The organism is Streptomyces sp. XY006 (assembly GCF_002237655.1).
Taxonomy (GTDB): Bacteria; Actinomycetota; Actinomycetes; order Streptomycetales; family Streptomycetaceae; genus Streptomyces; species Streptomyces levis.
In genome coordinates this window covers 308,303-326,833 of record NZ_NOKT01000003.1, presented here as the reverse complement: position 1 = coordinate 326,833, position 18,531 = coordinate 308,303, and the positions used below count along the sequence as shown (strand labels likewise).

17 protein-coding genes are annotated in these 18,531 nt (G+C 71.5%); 8 read left to right on the top strand and 9 right to left on the bottom strand.

The window, feature by feature from the left end:
• Window positions 1–5: 5 nt before the first annotated feature.
• Together CHR28_RS05965 and iolC are read right to left on the bottom strand one after the other, a co-directional pair.
• A complete protein-coding gene (locus tag CHR28_RS05965; RefSeq protein ID WP_094052397.1) occupies window positions 6–887 on the bottom strand; it encodes a Cgl0159 family (beta/alpha)8-fold protein in 882 nt (293 codons plus the stop codon).
• Window positions 884–1,834 (bottom strand): 5-dehydro-2-deoxygluconokinase, encoded by a 951-nt coding sequence (gene iolC, locus CHR28_RS05960; RefSeq protein ID WP_094052396.1) that lies wholly within the window; start codon window positions 1,832–1,834, stop codon window positions 884–886. Before iolC ends, CHR28_RS05965 begins: the two co-directional genes overlap by 4 nt.
• A gap of 412 nt (window positions 1,835–2,246) precedes the next feature.
• Here iolC and CHR28_RS05955 point away from each other — a divergent pair, with 412 nt between their 5' ends.
• On the top strand, window positions 2,247–2,447 hold the full coding sequence (locus tag CHR28_RS05955; protein ID WP_094052395.1) for a helix-turn-helix transcriptional regulator: 201 nt from the start codon (window positions 2,247–2,249) through the stop codon (window positions 2,445–2,447).
• A 190-nt stretch (window positions 2,448–2,637) separates the two neighbouring features.
• Here the strand turns inward: CHR28_RS05955 and CHR28_RS05950 are convergent, their stop codons facing one another.
• A complete protein-coding gene (locus tag CHR28_RS05950) occupies window positions 2,638–3,681 on the bottom strand; it encodes a zinc-dependent alcohol dehydrogenase family protein (RefSeq protein ID WP_094052394.1) in 1,044 nt (347 codons plus the stop codon).
• A gap of 185 nt (window positions 3,682–3,866) precedes the next feature.
• Here CHR28_RS05950 and CHR28_RS05945 point away from each other — a divergent pair, with 185 nt between their 5' ends.
• Window positions 3,867–4,133, top strand: coding sequence for a heavy-metal-associated domain-containing protein (locus CHR28_RS05945; protein ID WP_094052393.1), 267 nt, complete (start codon window positions 3,867–3,869; stop codon window positions 4,131–4,133).
• Between the two features lie 173 nt (window positions 4,134–4,306).
• Window positions 4,307–6,553 carry a heavy metal translocating P-type ATPase gene (locus CHR28_RS05940; protein WP_094052392.1) on the top strand — a complete coding sequence of 749 codons (2,247 nt, stop codon included), beginning with the start codon at window positions 4,307–4,309 and terminating at the stop codon, window positions 6,551–6,553.
• Window positions 6,554–7,166: 613 nt separating this feature from the next.
• On the opposite strand, the gene CHR28_RS05935 is transcribed toward CHR28_RS05940, so the two are convergent.
• The 4 genes from CHR28_RS05935 to CHR28_RS05920 form a co-directional block, all read right to left on the bottom strand.
• Window positions 7,167–8,456: a citrate synthase gene (locus tag CHR28_RS05935; protein WP_094052391.1), complete on the bottom strand. Its 1,290-nt coding sequence runs from the start codon at window positions 8,454–8,456 to the stop codon at window positions 7,167–7,169.
• A gap of 178 nt (window positions 8,457–8,634) precedes the next feature.
• On the bottom strand, window positions 8,635–10,923 hold the full coding sequence (recD2, locus tag CHR28_RS05930; protein ID WP_094052390.1) for an SF1B family DNA helicase RecD2: 2,289 nt from the start codon (window positions 10,921–10,923) through the stop codon (window positions 8,635–8,637).
• Window positions 10,924–10,957: 34 nt separating this feature from the next.
• Complete coding sequence (locus CHR28_RS05925; protein ID WP_094052389.1) at window positions 10,958–11,158, bottom strand: DUF397 domain-containing protein; 201 nt, start codon at window positions 11,156–11,158, stop codon at window positions 10,958–10,960.
• Window positions 11,145–11,969 carry a helix-turn-helix domain-containing protein gene (locus tag CHR28_RS05920; protein ID WP_094052442.1) on the bottom strand — a complete coding sequence of 275 codons (825 nt, stop codon included), beginning with the start codon at window positions 11,967–11,969 and terminating at the stop codon, window positions 11,145–11,147. The genes CHR28_RS05925 and CHR28_RS05920 overlap by 14 nt, the downstream gene beginning before the upstream one ends.
• Before the next feature lie 130 nt (window positions 11,970–12,099).
• On the opposite strand from CHR28_RS05920, the gene CHR28_RS05915 reads away from it, so the two are divergent.
• On the top strand, window positions 12,100–12,312 hold the full coding sequence (locus CHR28_RS05915; protein ID WP_094052388.1) for a hypothetical protein: 213 nt from the start codon (window positions 12,100–12,102) through the stop codon (window positions 12,310–12,312).
• On the top strand, window positions 12,309–12,593 hold the full coding sequence (locus CHR28_RS05910; RefSeq protein WP_094052387.1) for a hypothetical protein: 285 nt from the start codon (window positions 12,309–12,311) through the stop codon (window positions 12,591–12,593). Before CHR28_RS05915 ends, CHR28_RS05910 begins: the two co-directional genes overlap by 4 nt.
• Window positions 12,594–12,595: 2 nt before the next feature.
• Here CHR28_RS05910 and CHR28_RS05905 read toward each other — a convergent pair whose 3' ends face one another.
• The gene (locus CHR28_RS05905; RefSeq protein WP_094052386.1) at window positions 12,596–13,243 is read right to left on the bottom strand and encodes a dihydrofolate reductase family protein; all 648 of its coding nucleotides are present in this window, start codon (window positions 13,241–13,243) and stop codon (window positions 12,596–12,598) included.
• A 168-nt stretch (window positions 13,244–13,411) separates the two neighbouring features.
• Window positions 13,412–13,777 (bottom strand): hypothetical protein, encoded by a 366-nt coding sequence (locus tag CHR28_RS05900; RefSeq protein WP_094052385.1) that lies wholly within the window; start codon window positions 13,775–13,777, stop codon window positions 13,412–13,414.
• A gap of 220 nt (window positions 13,778–13,997) precedes the next feature.
• On the opposite strand from CHR28_RS05900, the gene CHR28_RS05895 reads away from it, so the two are divergent.
• Genes CHR28_RS05895 through CHR28_RS05885 form a run of 3 tightly spaced genes read left to right on the top strand, consistent with a single transcriptional unit; the run spans window position 13,998 to window position 18,506 of the window.
• Window positions 13,998–15,014, top strand: coding sequence for a LacI family DNA-binding transcriptional regulator (locus CHR28_RS05895; protein ID WP_094052384.1), 1,017 nt, complete (start codon window positions 13,998–14,000; stop codon window positions 15,012–15,014).
• Entirely contained in the window at window positions 15,011–16,567 is a 1,557-nt protein-coding gene (locus tag CHR28_RS05890) for a sugar ABC transporter ATP-binding protein (protein ID WP_094052383.1), read from the top strand. Before CHR28_RS05895 ends, CHR28_RS05890 begins: the two co-directional genes overlap by 4 nt.
• Window positions 16,557–18,506: an ABC transporter permease/substrate-binding protein gene (locus CHR28_RS05885; RefSeq protein WP_094052382.1), complete on the top strand. Its 1,950-nt coding sequence runs from the start codon at window positions 16,557–16,559 to the stop codon at window positions 18,504–18,506. Before CHR28_RS05890 ends, CHR28_RS05885 begins: the two co-directional genes overlap by 11 nt.
• Window positions 18,507–18,531: the final 25 nt, after the last annotated feature.

Here is an 18,531-nt window from a genome sequence, read left to right as displayed (position 1 = left end):
GGCCCTCACAGCAGTCCTACGGCGGTGTCCACGGCGGCGGCCACGTCGCCGTCCGCCGGGTACAGCAGCGAGCGGCCCACCACCAGCCCGCACACGGTGGGCAGTTGGAGAGCACCGCGCCATTTCTCGTACGCCCCGTCCTGGTCGTCCCCGACCTCCCCGCCGAGCAGCACGGCGGGCAGCGTGGAGGTCGCCATGACCTCGGCCATGTCGTCGGGGTTGTCGGTGACCGGCACCTTCAGCCAGGTGTAGGCGGAGCTGCCGCCCAGGCCCGAGGCGATGGCGATCGACCGGGTGACGGCCTCGGCGGACAGGTCGTTGCGCAGCCTGCCCGTCTCGTCGCGGCGGCTGATGAACGGCTCGACGAAGACGGGCAGCCGGCGGGCCGCCATGGCGTTAACGGCCCGGGCGGTGGACTCCAGCGTGGTCAGCGAGCCCGGGTCGTCGTAGTCGATGCGCAGCAGCAGCTTGCCCGCGTCGAAGCCGAGGCGCTCGATGTCCTCGGGGCGGTGGCCGGTGAAGCGGTCGTCGAGTTCGAAGCGGGCGCCCTGGAGACCGCCGCGGTTCATCGAGCCCATGACGACCTTGCCGTCGAGCGCGCCGAGCAGGAGCAGGTCGTCGAGGATGTCGGCGGTGGCCAGGACGCCGTCCACGCCCGGGCGGGAGAGGGCCAGGCAGAGGCGTTCGAGGAGGTCGGCGCGGTTGGCCATGGCGAGGCCGCGGCCGCCGACGCCGAGGGCGCCGCGGGCCGGGTGGTCGGCGGCGACGATCATCAGCCGGCCGGTGTCGTCGAGCAGCGGCCGGCGGGTGCGCCGGGCGGCGGCCTCGGCGATCGCCTCCGGGTGGCGGCTGCGCAGGCGGACGAGTGCGGAGACGTCGACGCTCACTGCACGGCCCCCGCGCCGACGGCCGCCTCGATCTCGTCCGGGGTGGGCATCGCGGAGGAGCACTCCAGGCGGGAGGCGACGATGGCGCCCGCGGCGTTGGCGTGCCGCATGGTCTTCTCCAGGTCCCAGCCGGCCAGCAGGCCGTGGACGAGGGAACCGCCGAAGGCGTCTCCGGCGCCGAGGCCGTTGAGCACGTTCACCGGCAGCGGCGGGACCTCGGCGCTCTCCCCGGCCCTGTTCACCGCCAGGACGCCCTTGGGTCCCTGCTTGACGACGGCCAGCTCGACGCCGGCGTCCAGCAGCGCGCGGGCGGCGGCGTGGGGTTCGCGCACGCCGGTGGCGACCTCCACCTCGTCGAGGTTGCCGACCGCGACGGTGGTGTGGCGCAGGGCCTCCTCGTAGAAGGGGCGGGCCTGTGCCGGGTCCGTCCAGAACATGGGGCGCCAGTCGAGGTCGAAGACGGTCGGGCCGGACTTGGCGCGGTGGGCGAGGGCCGCGAGGGTCGCCGTCCGGCTGGGCTCCTCGCTCAGGCCCGTGCCGGTGATCCAGAAGACGCGGGCCTCGCGGAGGGCGTCGAGGTCCAGTTCGTGGGCGTCGATCTCCAGGTCGGGGGCCTTGGGCTGCCGGTAGAAGTACAGCGGGAAGTCGTCCGGCGGGAAGATCTCGCAGAAGGTGACCGGGGTGGGCAGGCCGGGGACGGGGGTGACCCAGCGGTCGTCCACGCCGAAGCCCCGCAGCGCCTCGTGCAGGTAGGCGCCGAAGGGGTCGTCGCCGGTCCGGGTGATCACCGCGGTGCGGCGTCCCAGGCGGGCCGCGGCGACCGCGACGTTGCTCGCCGAACCGCCGAGGAACTTGCCGAAGGACGTGACCTGCGGCAGCGGGACGCCCGTCTGCAGCGGATACAGATCCACTCCGATCCGCCCCATGGTGATCAGGTCGTACGCCATCGGTGTCCCCTCGGTGTTCGGCTCTCCCCGGCTTTGTAGCCCCCTTCCCGAAGCCCTGTCAATGTTTTGTCCGGACATTCGGACCAGATCATGACAGCGCTTTCGGCATTCCCTGGTCCTTCTCCTGCGTAGTCTTCGGCCCCGGACCCCGATCCGCCTCTCCGGGCCGCGTCAAGATGCCCCGCCGACGCTCCGGCGTACGCCTTTGCCCCGGCTGTGTCACAAACACCCTCTTCCTGTCACACATGTCGCGCGTACGCGGGTCTTCCGTCACACCCGCGCACAGACCCTGCCCTGTGTCCGGGAGGGGTCGTTGACCGGACACAGGCTTGTTGATCACCAGCGCAGCGCCCGGCTCCCCCGGACGGCCGCCCCCGGCCGCCGCCGTGGCGCACGCGGGGAGGTACACGTCATGACCGACCGAAGGCTCTGGTCGTACAAGGAGATCGCGGCACACATCCGGGTGCAGCCCGACACCGTGCGGTCCTACCGCAAACACGGTCTGCTGCCCCCGCCCGACCATGTCGAGAGCGGCAAACCGTACTGGTACGCCGACACCGTCCGGGCCTGGGTCGCCTCCCGGCCGGGCAACCGCAACCGGAGAGCCGACTGAGCCGGCCGGCCTACCGAGCCGGCTGAGCGGATTGAATCGGCTGAGCCGTCCCGTGCCCGACCTCGTGCCCCACCGCTGCGTGGGGCACGGTCGTTTGCGGGGGCGTGGGGGCGCGCGGGGCCGCCAGGCCGCAGGGCCGGTGGGGTGCCGGGCCGGCGGGGTGCTCAACCTTCGGGCTGTCGGCGGGGACTCAGTTCCAGGGCTCGATGACCGTTACCCCCGCTCCCCGCGCCGTCCCCATGGCCGCCAGCGCCGACGGGGCCTCGGCGAGGGGGATGGTGGACGTCACCAGCAGGTCCGGGCGCAGCACCGCGCTGCGGACCAGTTCCAGCATCGGCGGGTACGTGTGCGCGGCCATGCCGTGGCTGCCGAGGAGTTCGAGCTCCAGGGCGATCGCCCGGGCCATCGGCACCGGTGTCGTGCCGTCCGGCGAGGGCAGCAGCCCGACCTGGACGTGGCGGCCGCGGCGGCGCAGGCCGTTCACGGAGGCGGCACACGTGGCCGGTGCGCCGAGGGCGTCGAGCGAGAGGTGCGCACCGCCGCCGGTGAGGTCGCGGACCGCCGCGGCGCCGTCCGGCACGGCGCCCGCGTCGACGCAGTGGGCCGCGCCGAACCCCCGCGCCAGTTCCAGGGCTCCGGGTGAGACGTCCACCGCCACGACCCGGGCGCCCGCGGCGGCCGCGATCATCACGGCCGACAGTCCCACCCCGCCGCAGCCGTGCACCGCGACCCACTCCCCCGCGGCGACCCTGCCCTGCTGCACCACCGCCCGGTACGCCGTGGCGAACCGGCAGCCGAGCGAGGCCGCCGTGGCGAAGGACATCTCCTCGGGCAGCGCCACGAGGTTCACGTCGGCGTGGTCCAGCGCCACGTACTGGGCGAAGGAGCCCCAGTGCGTGAAGCCGGGCTGGGTCTGGCGCTCGCACACCTGGTGATCGCCGCCCGCGCAGGACGGGCAGGTGCCGCAGGCGCAGATGAACGGCACGGTGACCCGGTCGCCGGGCCGCCACCGGCCCACCCGGGCGCCCACGGCCTCGACGACGCCGGCCAGTTCGTGCCCGGGGACATGCGGGAGGGTGATGTCCGGGTCGTGGCCCTGCCAGCCGTGCCAGTCGCTGCGGCACAGCCCGGTGGCCTCGACCCGGACGACCACCCCGTGGTCCGCGGGCTCCGGGTCGGCGACCTCCCGGACCTCGGCCTCCTCCCCGTACCGCTCGAACACCACGGCCCGCATGACCCACCCGCCTTCCGTTCGCGTCGTGTCCCGGGGGCGGGGCGTCCGCCTGCTCCCGGGAGTCAGACGCTAACGGCCCGGACTCGACGCGGCGTGAAACCGATACCCCCTAGGGGTACAGTGGGACGAGGTGGGAGCCCCCAGGGCCCCCCACGGCCCCACACGCCTCGACGAGGAGTAACGACATGACCGCCCAGACCGACACCACGGGCCCCGTCACCACCGTCTACAAGGTGAGCGGCATGAGCTGCGGACACTGCGAGGGCGCCGTCTCCGGCGAGCTCTCCCAGCTGTCCGGCGTCAGTTCGGTGACGGCCGTCGCCTCCACCGGCGAGGTCACCGTCGTCTCCGCGGCCCCGCTCGACGAGGAGGCCGTCCGCGCCGCCGTCGACGAGGAGGCCGTCCGCGCCGCCGTCGACGAGGCCGGTTTCGAACTGGCCGGCCGGGCCTGACGGCAAGGACCGGGCGGGCCCGGCTCCGCCCGGTCGCCCCGTCCCGGTGACGGATCAGGTCTGAGACGTGCCGATCCCGGCACTCGTACCCGTGTACGGGCCGTACGGCCGCCGCCCCGGCCCGTGCGGCCCGTTCCGTCTGCCGGGCGCCCCGCATCTCCTGGAGTGAGGACATGACCAGCACCACCGCAACGGCGCCGGCCGGCCGCGAGCCCGCGGTCGCCGAGGTCGAGCTGCTCATCGGCGGGATGACCTGCGCCTCCTGCGCGGCCCGCGTCGAGAAGAAGCTCAACCGCATGGACGGCGTCACCGCCACGGTGAACTACGCGACGGAGAAGGCCCGGGTCACCTACCCCGAGGGCGTCGAGGTCGCCGATCTGATCGCCACCGTGGTGAAGACCGGGTACACCGCCGAGGAGCCCGCGCCCCCGCCCGAGGAGGAGCCCGCGCGGGACGCGGCGGAGCGGGACCCCGAGCTGTCCGCGCTGCGCCGGCGGCTGCTCGGCTCCGTCGCCCTCGCCGTCCCGGTCGTCCTCCTGGCCATGGTCCCGGCCCTGCAGTTCGACAACTGGCAGTGGCTCTCGCTCACCCTCGCCGCGCCGGTCGTCGTCTGGGGCGGGGCGCCGTTCCACCGTGCGGCCTGGACGAACGCCCGGCACGGCGCCGCGACCATGGACACGCTGGTCTCCCTGGGCACGCTGGCCGCGTTCGGCTGGTCCCTGTGGGCGCTGTTCCTCGGCGACGCGGGCATGCCCGGCATGCGGCACCCCTTCGAGCTCACGGTCTCGCGCGGCGACGGCGCCTCCTCGATCTACCTGGAGGTGGCCTCCGGCGTCACGGCGTTCATCCTGCTGGGCCGCTATCTGGAGGCGCGCTCCAAGCGCCGCGCCGGAGCGGCCCTGCGCGCCCTGATGGAGCTGGGCGCCAAGGACGTCGCCGTCCTGCGGGGCGGGCGCGAGGTGCGGATCCCGGCGCAGCGGCTGGCCGTCGGCGACCGGTTCGTCGTACGGCCCGGCGAGAAGATCGCCACCGACGGCACGGTCGTCGAGGGCGCCTCCGCCGTGGACGCCTCCATGCTGACCGGCGAGTCCGTGCCGGTGGACGTGAGCGCCGGGGACACGGTCACCGGCGCGACGGTCAACGCGGGCGGCCGGCTCGTCGTTCAGGCCACCCGGGTCGGCGCCGACACGCAGCTGGCGCGGATGGCGAAGCTGGTGGAGGACGCGCAGAACGGCAAGGCCGAGGTGCAGCGGCTCGCCGACCGGATCTCCGGGATCTTCGTGCCGGTCGTGCTGCTGATCGCCGCCGCCACGGCCGGGACGTGGCTGGGGCTCACCGGTGACGGAGTCGCCGCGTTCACGGCGGCCGTCGCGGTGCTGATCATCGCCTGCCCGTGCGCACTGGGCCTGGCCACGCCCACCGCGCTCATGGTCGGCACCGGCCGGGGCGCCCAGCTCGGCATCCTCATCAAGGGCCCGGAGGTGCTGGAGTCCACGCGCCGGATCGACACGGTCGTCCTGGACAAGACGGGCACGGTCACCACGGGCCGGATGACGCTCCAGGAGGTCCACCTCGCCGAGGGGGCCGACGAGAAGGAGGTGCTGCGGCTCGCGGGAGCCGTCGAGCACGCCTCCGAGCACCCCGTGGCCCGGGCGATCGCCCTGGGCGCCGAGGAGAGGGCCGGACGGCTCCCGGAGGTCGCGGACTTCGAGAACGTCCCGGGGCGGGGCGTACGCGGGCGTGTGGAGGACCGTGCGGTCGCCGTGGGGCGGCTGTTCGACGCCGTGCCGCCGGAGCTGGCCCGCGCGCGCGAGGAGGCCGAGCGGTCCGGGCACACGGCCGTACTGGCCGGCTGGGACGGCACGGCACGGGCCGTGCTGGCCGTGGCGGACGCGGTCAAGGAGACCAGCGCCGAGGCGGTGCGGGACCTGCGCGCGCTGGGGCTCACGCCGGTGCTGCTGACCGGGGACAACCGGACGGTGGCCGAGGCCGTCGCCGAGCGCGTGGGCATCGACCGGGTGGTCGCGGAGGTGCTGCCCGAGGACAAGGTCGCGGCCGTGCGGCGGCTGCAGGCCGAGGGGCGGGTCGTGGCCATGGTCGGCGACGGCGTCAACGACGCCGCGGCACTGGCCACCGCCGATCTGGGCCTGGCCCTGGGCACCGGCGCGGACGCGGCGATCGAGGCGGGCGATCTGACGCTGGTCCGCGGCGACCTGCGGGTGGCCGCGGACGCGATCCGGCTGTCCCGGCGGACGCTCGCCACGATCAAGGGCAACCTCGTCTGGGCCTTCGGCTACAACGTGGCCGCGCTGCCGCTGGCCGCCGCCGGGCTGCTGAACCCCATGATCGCGGGGGCCGCGATGGCCTTCTCGTCCGTCTTCGTCGTGACGAACAGCCTCCGACTGCGGACATTCCGGTGAAGTCGCCCCAAATCTCCCTAAGTTCGCGGCGAACGCGATATGAGCTCCTCTGGAGTCCCGGGCCCGGCTCACATAAGCTCTTCACAAGGCTCGCGCATCATCCTTACGCTTGAGCCCCGAACGGCATAACCGGGCTCTTGCGCATCTAACGGACATACGCAAGAGACGCAGATCACAGTGATGTGAACGTAACCATCGAAGGGGTTCGAAGGTCTAAGTTGACGATGTCAGGGAGCGTCTTGGGGGGCGCCACCTGACATCTGGAGATGTCTTGGGGGACTTCTCCAGAGATGCGTTGCCGGGGCACGTACACCGGGAAGCTTTGAGCGGCCCTCCCGGGCGTGCGCTGTCCCGGCAGATCGCACTCACCAGCAGTACGGCGAGTTCTGCTCGTTTCGCTCAACAGCGGTTCAGGCGCTGTCCTCACAGACGCCCGGCCGGATCCCGTGGGGGGAATCCGAACCGGGACTGGGAAGGCGCCCTGGTCGTCGGCCCGTGGGGGGACCGGCGCTCCGGGGCGCCTTCTTTTTTGCGCTGAGCACAGGGAGCACGCGAGAGCCCCCGCATCCGACAAGCGGATACAGGGGCCCGAGGCACTGCTGCGTGCGGCGGCTCAGCGCTCCTCGACGGGGACGAAGTCGCGCTCGACGACGCCCGTGTAGATCTGGCGCGGACGGCCGATGCGGGAGCCCGGCTCCTTGATCATCTCGTGCCACTGGGCGATCCAGCCCGGCAGCCGGCCGAGGGCGAACAGGACCGTGAACATCTCGGTCGGGAAGCCCATGGCCCGGTAGATCAGGCCGGTGTAGAAGTCGACGTTCGGGTAGAGGCTGCGCGAGACGAAGTAGTCGTCGGAGAGCGCGTGCTCCTCCAGCTTCAGCGCGATGTCCAGCAGCTCGTCGGACTTGCCGAGGGCGGACAGCACGTCGTGCGCGGCGGCCTTGATGATCTTGGCGCGCGGGTCGAAGTTCTTGTAGACCCGGTGGCCGAAGCCCATCAGGCGGACGCCGTCCTCCTTGTTCTTCACCTTGCGGATGAAGGAGTCGACGTCACCGCCGGAGTCGCGGATGCCCTCCAGCATCTCCAGCACGGACTGGTTGGCGCCGCCGTGCAGCGGGCCCCACAGCGCGTTGATGCCGGCGGAGATGGAGGCGAACATGTTCGCCTGCGAGGAGCCGACCAGGCGGACCGTGGAGGTCGAGCAGTTCTGCTCGTGGTCCGCGTGCAGGATCAGCAGCTTGTCGAGCGCGGCGACCACGGTCGGGTCGAGCTCGTACTCCTGCGCGGGGACCGAGAAGGTCATGCGCAGGAAGTTCTCGACGTAGCCGAGGTCGTTGCGCGGGTAGACGAACGGGTGGCCGATCGACTTCTTGTACGCGTACGCCGCGATCGTCGGGAGCTTGGCGAGCAGGCGGATGGTGGAGAGGTTGCGCTGGCGCTCGTCGAACGGGTTGTGGCTGTCCTGGTAGAACGTGGACAGCGCCGAGACGACCGAGGACAGCATGGCCATCGGGTGGGCGTCGCGCGGGAAGCCCTTGTAGAAGTTCTTGACGTCCTCGTGCAGCAGGGTGTGCTGCGTGATGTCGTTCTTGAACGCCGAGAGCTGGTCGACCGTCGGCAGCTCGCCGTTGATCAGCAGGTAGGCGACCTCCAGGAAGGTGGAGCGCTCGGCCAGCTGCTCGATCGGGTAGCCGCGATACCGCAGGATGCCCGCTTCGCCGTCCAGATAGGTGATGGCGGATTTGTACGCGGCGGTGTTGCCGTAACCGCTGTCCAGCGTCACCAGCCCGGTCTGGGCGCGGAGCTTTCCGATGTCGAAGCCCTTGTCACCGACGGTGCTGTCGATCACCGGGTAGGTGTACTCGCCGTCGCCGTACCGCAGTACTACAGAGTTGTCGCTCACGTCTTCCCTCACCGACGTTGTGCCTCATCTTCGAGGTGCCCTGACTGTCTCTACCATCCCCCACTTGGCTCAGGAGAGTGCACTCGGGGTCGACCATCGGGCCTATTGACGGCACTGAGTGCCGTCAACTTGCTCATCCTGCCCCCTGTGATCCCCTTCCGGAAGTGCTCTGTGACCTTCACGACTCGTTTGATCGATCATTTTTCTGCGCGCCGAGCCGGAAGTCGAGTGCCGTGCACCGCCGGCCCGCCGAGACCGTGCGCACCGCCTGGCCGATCGCCTTGCGCGAGCCGACGAGGACGACCAGCCGCTTGGCCCGCGTGACGGCCGTGTAGAGCAGGTTCCGCTGGAGCATCATCCAGGCGCCCGTGGTGACCGGGATGACGACCGCCGGGTACTCGCTGCCCTGCGAGCGGTGGATCGTCACGGCGTAGGCGTGCGCCAGCTCGTCGAGCTCGTCGAAGTCGTAGGGGACCTCCTCGTCCTCGTCCGTCAGCACCGTCAGGCGCTGGTCGACCGGGTCGAGCGCGGTGACCACGCCGACGGTGCCGTTGAAGACACCGTTCTTGCCCTTCTCGTAATTGTTGCGAATCTGGGTGACCTTGTCGCCGACGCGGAAGACCCGGCCGCCGAGCCTCTTCTCGGGCACGTCGGGGCGGCCCGGGGTGATGGCCTGCTGGAGCAGGCCGTTCAGCGTGCCCGCGCCGGCCGGGCCGCGGTGCATGGGGGCGAGCACCTGGACGTCCCGGCGCGGGTCGAGCCCGAACTTGGCCGGAATACGCCGGGCGGCCACGTCCACCGTGAGCCGGCCGGCGGCCTCTGTGTCGTCCTCGACGAAGAGGAAGAAGTCCTTCATGCCGTCCGTGACGGGGTGCTGCCCGGCGTTGATGCGGTGGGCGTTGGTCACCACGCCGGACTGCTGGGCCTGGCGGAAGACCCGGGTGAGGCGGACGGCGGGGATCGGGCTGCCGTCGGCCAGGAGGTCGCGCAGGACCTCGCCCGCGCCGACGCTGGGCAGCTGGTCCACGTCTCCGACGAACAGCAGGTGCGCCCCGGGCGGGACGGCCTTGACCAGCTTGTTGGCGAGGAGCAGGTCGAGCATGGAGGCCTCGTCGACGACCACCAGATCGGCGTCGAGCGGGCGGTCCCGGTCGTAGGCCGCGTCGCCGCCGGGCTTGAGCTCCAGCAGCCGGTGGACCGTGGAGGCCTCGGCGCCGGTGAGTTCGGACAGGCGCTTGGCGGCCCGGCCGGTGGGGGCGGCGAGCACGACCCTGGCCTTCTTGGCGCGGGCCAGCTCGACGATCGAGCGGACGGTGAAGGACTTGCCGCAGCCGGGGCCGCCGGTGAGGACGGCGACCTTCTCGCTGAGCGCCAGCTTGACGGCGGCTTCCTGCTCGGGGGCGAGCTCGGTGCCCGTGCGGCCCTTCAGCCAGTGCAGCGCCTTGTCCCAGGCGACGGTCCGGAAGCCCGGCATCCGGTCCTCGTCGGTGCGCAGCAGACGCAGCAGCTGGGCGGCGAGGGAGAGTTCGGCGCGGTGGAAGGGGACGAGGTAGACGGCGGTGACCGGCTCCGGGCCGCCGTCGGGGCCGGGGACCTGCTCGCGGACGACCCCGGGGTCGCCGCCCTCCTCGGGGACCTCGGCCAGCTCCGCGAGGCACTCGATGACGAGGCCGGTGTCGACCTGGAGCAGCTTCACCGCGTCGGCGATCAGCCGCTCCTCGGGGAGGTAGCAGTTGCCCTGGTCGGTGGCCTGCGACAGGGCGTACTGCAGGCCCGCCTTGACCCGCTCGGGGCTGTCGTGCGGGATGCCGACGGACTGGGCGATCTTGTCGGCGGTGAGGAAGCCGATGCCCCAGACGTCGGCGGCCAGCCGGTAGGGCTGGTTCTTCACCACCGAGATCGAGGCGTCGCCGTACTTCTTGTAGATGCGCACGGCGATGGACGTGGAGACCTCGACCGTCTGGAGGAAGAGCATGACCTCCTTGATGGCCTTCTGCTCCTCCCAGGCGTCGGCGATCTTCTTGGTGCGCTTGGGGCCCAGCCCGGGGACCTCGACGAGCCGCTTCGGCTCCTCCTCGATGATCTTCAGGGTGTCCACGCCGAAGTGCTGGGTGATGCGGTCGGCGAAGACCGGGCCGATGCCCTTGACCAGGCCGGAGCCGAGGTAGCGGCGGATGCCCTGGACCGTGGCCGGCAGGACCGTCGTGTAGTTCTCCACGTGGAACTGCTTGCCGTACTGCGGGTGGGAGCCCCAGCGGCCCTCCATGCGCAGGGACTCGCCGACCTGGGCGCCGAGCAGCGCGCCGACGACCGTGAGCAGATCGCCGCCGCCTCTGCCGGTGTCGACCCGGGCCACCGTGTAGCCGTTCTCCTCGTTGGCGTACGTGATCCGCTCCAGCACGCCTTCGAGCACGGCGAGCCGCCTCGGCTCCTCTGCGGCGATGGAGTTCCCCGTCCGGTTGGGCATGATCCGACCGTACCCGTGGGCTGTGACAGCGGCGTCAGCCCTTGATGCAGCCTTCCTTTATGGCGGTCACGAAGGCACTCCAGCCTCCGGCGGAGAAGTGCAGGGCCGGGCCGTCGGTGCTCTTGCTGTCGCGGACGGGGACGGTGGTGCGGCCGGGGGCGACTTCGAGGCACTCGGCTTGGCTGCCGCCGCTGTAGCTCGACTTGAACCAACCGGTGTGCTCACTGCTGATCATGGGTGTGATCCTCTGCTGCCGACCTGACGAGGGCCAGTGACTCCTGCTGCGACAACGCGTCGCTCAGGGCCAGAGCGTAGGCCGTCTGGCAGGCCCTCACCAGCGCCGGATCGTCCATCAGACGTCCGGTTTGGAACGCGTCGACATAGGCCACCGGGGCGGAGTCCTCGAAGCTCATCAGGGTGAGCAGGCTCTCCATCAGCGGATGCGCACCGACGCGGTGCGGAAGGACGTGCAGCCGGATTCGCCGTGCGTCGGCCAAGTCCGCGATCTTCCGCAGTTGTTCTGCCATGACCTGCGGTCCACCGACGGCACGTCGCAGCACCGCCTCGTCGAGAAGCGTCCAGACGACCGGAGGCGCCGGCCCGTCGAGGATGCGGGCACGCTCTGTTCGAATGACAACTTGCCTGTCAAGTTCCTGGTGTGTCGTGTCGGGGCGGTAGGCCGCGAACACAGCCCGGGCATAGTCAGGTGTCTGCAGCAGTCCGGGAACCAACGCCAGCGCGAACTGCTGGATCAACACCGCCTGTTGTTCGAGTTCGGCGGCGGCAGCGAAGCGGGGGTCGTACTTGTTCTCCAGGTCCTCCAGCCACCGCGCGAAGAACCCGTCCGTCCCCAGCGCCCGATCGATCCGCCGGGCGTCATCGGGTTTCGGCAGCCGCCTCCCGGCCTCGAAGTGGCTGATCAGCGTGGAGGAACACACGACCTGCTCCCCCAGTTCCTCCTGGGTGAGCCGCGCAGCGTTCCGCCTCAGTCGCAGTTCCTCCCCGTACTTCTCCCGCAGTGTTCGAGGCGTACGGCGTGCGTCCATGCGGCAACTCCCCTTCTTGACAAGCGCGATGTCAAGCTCCACCCCCTGGCAGCGTAGCCAGCACCGGCCCCACTCTGTGAGTGATTCGGCACAGAACGCAGTCACCCCAGGTCGGAAGGCAGACAGACACATGACGGACCTCATCGCCCGAGCCCTGGAGCCGCTCCTCGGCCGTCTGCTCCCTCCCCGCGGACGACGGCGGCGCACCCAGGCGCCGCCCCCGTGCCCGTACTGCCGCGACGCCGCCGACGAACCGGCGGTCAGCAGGCCCGAGGTACGGCCGCTGCGCGGCGAGGACAACCGGCTGGTCCGGCCCTACCTGTCGACGGGGGCGACGGCGTGAGCGAGGCGGGGCGGCTTCTGCCGTGGACCAGCCCGGAGGGCAAGCCCTGCTATGTGGTGGGGGACGGGTCGGGGTACGTGTCGCGGCTCGCCGACGAGGTCGAGGACGTACACCTCGGCATGGCGGACGCCCTCCTCGGCCACGCCGGCGAACTTCTCGCGGAACGCCGCACGACGAGCACGGAACTGCGCTATCTGGCCCTGCGGCTCACCGAGTCCCTGCGCGACGTCAAACGGGTCGCGGACAGCAGAGGGGCCCGTCTCCCCCCGGCGGGGCCGTGACGTCACTTCCGCCAGAACAGGTGGTGGACCACCCCGCTCGGGCTCGGTACCACATCGCAGTGGAAGCGGTCGAACAGCTCCTCGGGGGACTCCCAGAGCCGTGAGCCGGAGCCGATGACCACGCCGGGCGAGACCGCCACGTGCAGCGTGTCCACCAGGTCGGCGTCGAGGAACTCCCGGATGGTGGCCGCCCCGCCGCCGAGCCGGACGTCCTTGCCGCCGGCCGCCTCGCGCGCCTGCCGCAGGACCTCGGCCGGGTCGCCGCCGACGAAGTGGAACGTGGTGTCGGAGAGCGTGAACGAGGGGCGCTCGTGGTGGGTCATGACGAACACCGGCGTGTGGAAGGGGGGCTTGTCACCCCACCAGCCCTGCCACGCGTGGTCCTGCCACGGACCGCGGTGGGGGCTGAACTTGTTGCGGCCCATGATCTCGGCGCCGATGTTGTTGTGGAAGTCGCGCGTCAGGTAGTCGTCGAGGCCGCGGCTGCCGCCGGGGTCGGTGCGGTTGGGCCAGCTGGCCGTGGCACCGGCCCAGGCGAACATCGCGCCGGGATCGGCATGACCGAAGGGCCGCTCCAGGCTCTGGTTCTCCCCGGCACCGTAGCCGTCACTCGAGACGTTGAAGTTCTGCACGCGCAGCAGCTGGGACACAGCGTTCCTCCTGTGGTCGACGAGAGGGAGACTCCCCGGGCCGCCGGAACTCATCGGTGCGCGGGGCGGTTTTCCGGCGGACCCGCGGCCACCCGGCCCGGCCGGCCCCCGTCGCCCGGCCCGGCGGGGACACAGGTGCCCGGCTCGGGCCTGCCCGCGGCTCCCGGCTCAGCCGGCCTGCGCCACCACGTGGTCGATCACCCGCTGGAAGTCCTCACTCGGCGAGAACTCGACCAGCTCGCTGTCCTCCAGCGCCACCGGGACGTGCCCGGGCGGCCAGTAGTAGGCCTGCCCCGCCTCGTACTCCTCCTCGCCCGCCGCCGTGTGCATCCGGATCCGGCCCTTGAGCAGATAGCCCCAGTGCGGACACGGGCAGGCGTCGTCCGGCATGCCCTTCAGGGCCGGGCCCATGTCGGTGCCCCGGGGCAGGGTGATGTAGCCGACCGACAGGCCGCCGCCGATCGGCTTGATCCGCAGTTCCACTCCGTCGCCTTCGAGTGCGACGGGCACGTCGTTCCTGGTCGCCGCCGTCATGACTCCTCCGCTCCGGCCCCGCGGGCCCGGAAAAAACGACCTCCCCCTCCCTCCAGCCTGGACCTCCGGGGGCACCCCCGCGACATCACGATCCGGTCAAGAGGTGCCGCCGGGGTCTTGATTTACCCGCGTGTAATCGATTCCATCCACCCGTCGATGTAATCGATTCCACGAACCCGTGACGTGGCGGGTTCCGGTTCCACAAGGAGGTGGAGCGGCGATGGCGAGCATCAAGGACGTCGCTGCCGAGGCGGGCGTCTCCGTCGCCACGGTCTCGCGCGTCCTGAACGACCACCCGTCGGTCAGCGCCGCGGCACGCACCCGCGTGCTGGCCGCCGTCGAGACCCTGGGCTACCGCCCGAACGCCGTCGCCCGCTCCCTGCGCACCGACCAGACCCACACCCTCGGCCTGGTCATCAGCGACGTCCTCAACCCGTACTTCACCGAACTGGCCCGCTCCGTCGAGGAGGAGGCCCGCGCGCTCGGCTACAGCGTGATCATCGGCAACGCCGACGAGCGGCCCGACCTCCAGGACCACCATGTGCGCAACCTGCTGGACCGGCGCATCGACGGTCTGCTGGTCTCCCCCACCGACGGCGGCTCGCCGCTGATGCTGGACGCCGCCCGGGCCGGGACGCCGATGGTCTTCGTCGACCGGTGGATCCCGGGCGTGGACGTGCCGGTCGTCCGGTCCGACGGACGGGCGGCGGTGCGGGACCTGGTGGCGCACCTGTACCGGCTCGGGCACCGGCGGCTCGCGATCATCGCGGGCCCGGCGGCGACCACGACCGGCCGGGAACGCGTGGAGGCCTTCCGGGAGGCGCTCGGCGCGTACGGGCTTCCCCTGCCCGACGCCTACATAGGGCAGGGCGACTTCCAGGCCGAGAGCGGGCGCCGCGTCACCGAGGGCTTCCTGGACCTGGCCGAGCCGCCCGAGGTCGTGTTCGCGGCCGACAACCTGATGGCGCTCGGCGCGCTGGACGCCGTACGGGCGCGTGGTCTGCGCGTGCCGGACGACCTCGCGCTGGCCGCGTTCGACGACATCCGGTGGTTCGTGCACACCGATCCGCCGGTCACCGCGATCGCCCAGCCCACGGGCGAGCTGGGCCGGGCCGCCGTACGGGCCCTGGTCGACCGCATCGAGGGACGGCCCGGCGAGTCCGTGACCCTCCCCGCCCGACTCGTCGTACGCCGCTCCTGCGGCGAGAACCCCGTAACGAACAGGAGCCAGTCGTGAGCAACGCGGACGAGTTGCTGCGCATCGAGGGCCTGCGGAAGACCTTCCCGGGCGTGGTCGCGCTGGACGGCGTCGACTTCGACCTGCGCCGGGGCGAGGTGCACGTGCTGCTCGGTGAGAACGGCGCCGGCAAGAGCACCCTCATCAAGATGCTCTCCGGCGCCTACACACCCGACGCCGGCCGGATCCTGGTCGGCGGCGCGGAGACCCGCATCCAGAGCGCGCAGGACTCCGAACGGCTCGGGATCGCCACCATCTACCAGGAGTTCAACCTGGTTCCCGACCTGACGGTCGCCGAGAACATCTTCCTCGGGCGGCAGCCCCGCCGCTTCGGGATGATCGACCGCAAGCGGATGGAGGCGGACGCCGAGGTCCTGCTCAAGCGGGTCGGGGTGAGCGTGTCGCCGCGGGCGCGGGTGCGCGAACTGGGCATCGCCCGGCTGCAGATGGTCGAGATCGCCAAGGCGCTGAGCCTGGACGCCCGGGTGCTGATCATGGACGAGCCGACGGCCGTGCTCACCTCGGAGGAGGTCGACAAGCTCTTCGCGATCGTGCGCACGCTGCGCGAGGACGGCGTCGGGATCGTCTTCATCACGCACCACCTGGAGGAGATCGCCGCGCTCGGCGACCGCGTGACGGTCATCCGGGACGGCAGGAGCGTGGGCCAGGTGCCGGCCTCCACGCCCGAGGACGAGCTGGTCCGGCTCATGGTCGGGCGCTCGATCGAGCAGCAGTACCCGCGCGAACGGCCCGACCGGGGCGCCCCGTTGCTCACCGTCGAGGGGCTCACCCGGGACGGTGTCTTCCACGACGTCGGCTTCGAGGTGCACGCCGGCGAGGTCGTCGGCATCGCGGGGCTGGTCGGGGCCGGGCGGACCGAGGTCGTCCGGGCGGTCTTCGGGGCCGACCCGTACGACAGGGGCAGTGTGAAGGTCTCCGGCAGCCCGGTCGCCAAGCACGACGTCAACGCGGCGATGACCGCGGGCATCGGGCTCATCCCCGAGGACCGCAAGGGCCAGGGGCTGGTGCTGGACGCGTCGGTGGAGGAGAACCTCGGGCTGGTGACCCTGCGGTCGGCCACGCGCGCGGGGCTCGTCGACCTCCGGGCCCAGCGCGAGGCGGCCGCGCGGATCGCCGGGCAGCTGGGGGTGCGCATGGCGGGCCTCGGGCAGCACGTGCGCACGCTCTCCGGCGGCAACCAGCAGAAGGTCGTCATCGGCAAGTGGCTGCTCGCCGACACCAAGGTGCTGATCCTCGACGAGCCGACGCGCGGCATCGACGTCGGCGCCAAGGTCGAGATCTACCAGCTCGTCAACGAACTCACCGCCGCCGGCGCGGCCGTCCTGATGATCTCCAGCGACCTGCCCGAGGTGCTCGGCATGAGCGACCGGGTGCTGGTGATGGCCCAGGGGCGGATCGCCGGTGAACTCTCCGCCGACGAGGCGACCCAGGACGCCGTGATGGCACTCGCCGTCAGCACTCCCACGACCCCGAACACGACCACAACCACGACCACGACCACGACCGGAACGGAGGCCTCCCGTGGCCACTGACACGCTCAAGAGCACGACGGGCGCGCGGGGCGCCTCCGGGGGCCTGCGCCGTCTCCTGCTCGACAACGGCGCGCTCACCGCGCTCATCGTCCTCGTCGTCGCGATGTCGGCGCTGTCCGGCGACTTCCTGACGACGGACAACCTCCTCAACGTCGGCGTGCAGGCGGCCGTGACCGCCATCCTCGCCTTCGGTGTGACGTTCGTGATCGTCTCGGCGGGCATCGACCTGTCGGTCGGCTCGGTCGCCGCGCTGTCGGCCACGGTGCTCGCCTGGAGCGCCACGTCGGCGGGCGTCCCGGTCTTCCTCGCCGTGCTCCTCGCCATAGCGACGGGCATCGTCTGCGGCCTGGTCAACGGCGTCCTGATCTCCTACGGCAAGCTGCCGCCGTTCATCGCCACGCTCGCCATGCTGTCCGTGGCCCGCGGTCTGTCCCTGGTCGTCTCCGAGGGGTCCCCGATCGCCTTTCCCGACTCGGTCTCCCACCTCGGCGACACCCTCGGCGGCTGGCTGCCCGTGCCGGTGCTGGTCATGGTCGTGATGGGCCTGATCGCCGCGTTCGTGCTCGGCCGGACGTACATCGGCCGCTCCATGTACGCGATCGGCGGCAACGAGGAGGCCGCGCGTCTTTCCGGGCTGCGCGTGAAGAAGCAGAAGCTCGCCATCTACGCCTTCTCCGGTGTGTTCGCCGCCGTTGCGGGTGTCGTGCTGGCCGCCCGTCTCTCCTCCGCGCAGCCGCAGGCCGCCGACGGGTACGAGCTGGACGCGATCGCCGCGGTCGTCATCGGCGGTGCCTCCCTCGCGGGCGGCACCGGCAAGGCGTCCGGCACGCTGATCGGCGCGCTCATCCTGGCGGTGCTGCGCAACGGACTGAACCTGCTGAACGTCTCGGCGTTCTGGCAGCAGGTCGTCATCGGCGTCGTGATCGCGCTGGCGGTGCTGCTGGACACGGCCCGCCGCAAGGCCGGGGTCACCCCGGTCGCGGGCGGCGCGGGCGGCGGCAAGGGCAGGCAGGCGACGACCTACGCGCTGGCGGCCGTGGTCACCGTCGCCATCGTCGGCGCCACGTCGTTCCTGCACAACGGCTCCTCCTCCGCGGCCGCCCCGAAGATGGGCCTGTCGCTGTCCACCCTCAACAACCCCTTCTTCGTGCAGATCCGGGCGGGCGCCGAGGCCGAGGCGAAGAAGCTGGGCGTCGACCTGACCGTCACGGACGCCCAGAACGACGCCTCCCAGCAGGCCAACCAGCTGCAGAACTTCACCAGTTCGAACCTCGGCGCGATCATCGTCAACCCGGTGGACTCGGACGCGGCGAGCAACTCCGTGAAGGCCGCTGACAAGGCGGACATCCCGGTCATCGCCGTGGACCGCACGGTGAACAACGCCCACACCGACACCCTGGTCGCCTCCGACAACGTCGCCGGCGGTGAACTGGCCGCGCAGACCATCGCCGACAAGCTGGGCGGCAAGGGCAAGATCGTGATCCTGCAGGGCCAGGCGGGCACGTCCGCGGCCCGGGAACGCGCCGCGGGCTTCGCCAAGGGCCTCAAGGCCTTCCCGGGCATCCGGGTCGTCGCCCAGCAGCCCGCCGACTTCGACCGCACCAAGGGCCTCGACGTGATGTCGAACCTGCTCCAGGCCCACCCGGACGTCCAGGGCGTCATCGCCGCGAACGACGAGATGGCCCTCGGCGCGATCAAGGCGCTGGGTTCCAAGGCCGGCACGTCGGTCTCGGTCGTGGGCTTCGACGGCACGCCTGACGGACTGAAGGCGGTCGAGGGCGGCACGCTGTACGCGTCGGTGGCGCAGCAGCCGTCGCAGCTCGGGCGGATCGCCGTGGACAACGCCCTCAAGGCGCTGCGGGGCGAGAAGGTCGAGGAGACGGTGAAGGTGCCGGTGAAGGTGGTCACGAAGGAGAACGTGGCCGGCTTCAGCGGCTGACATCGGGGAACGGCGGGCGGTCGCA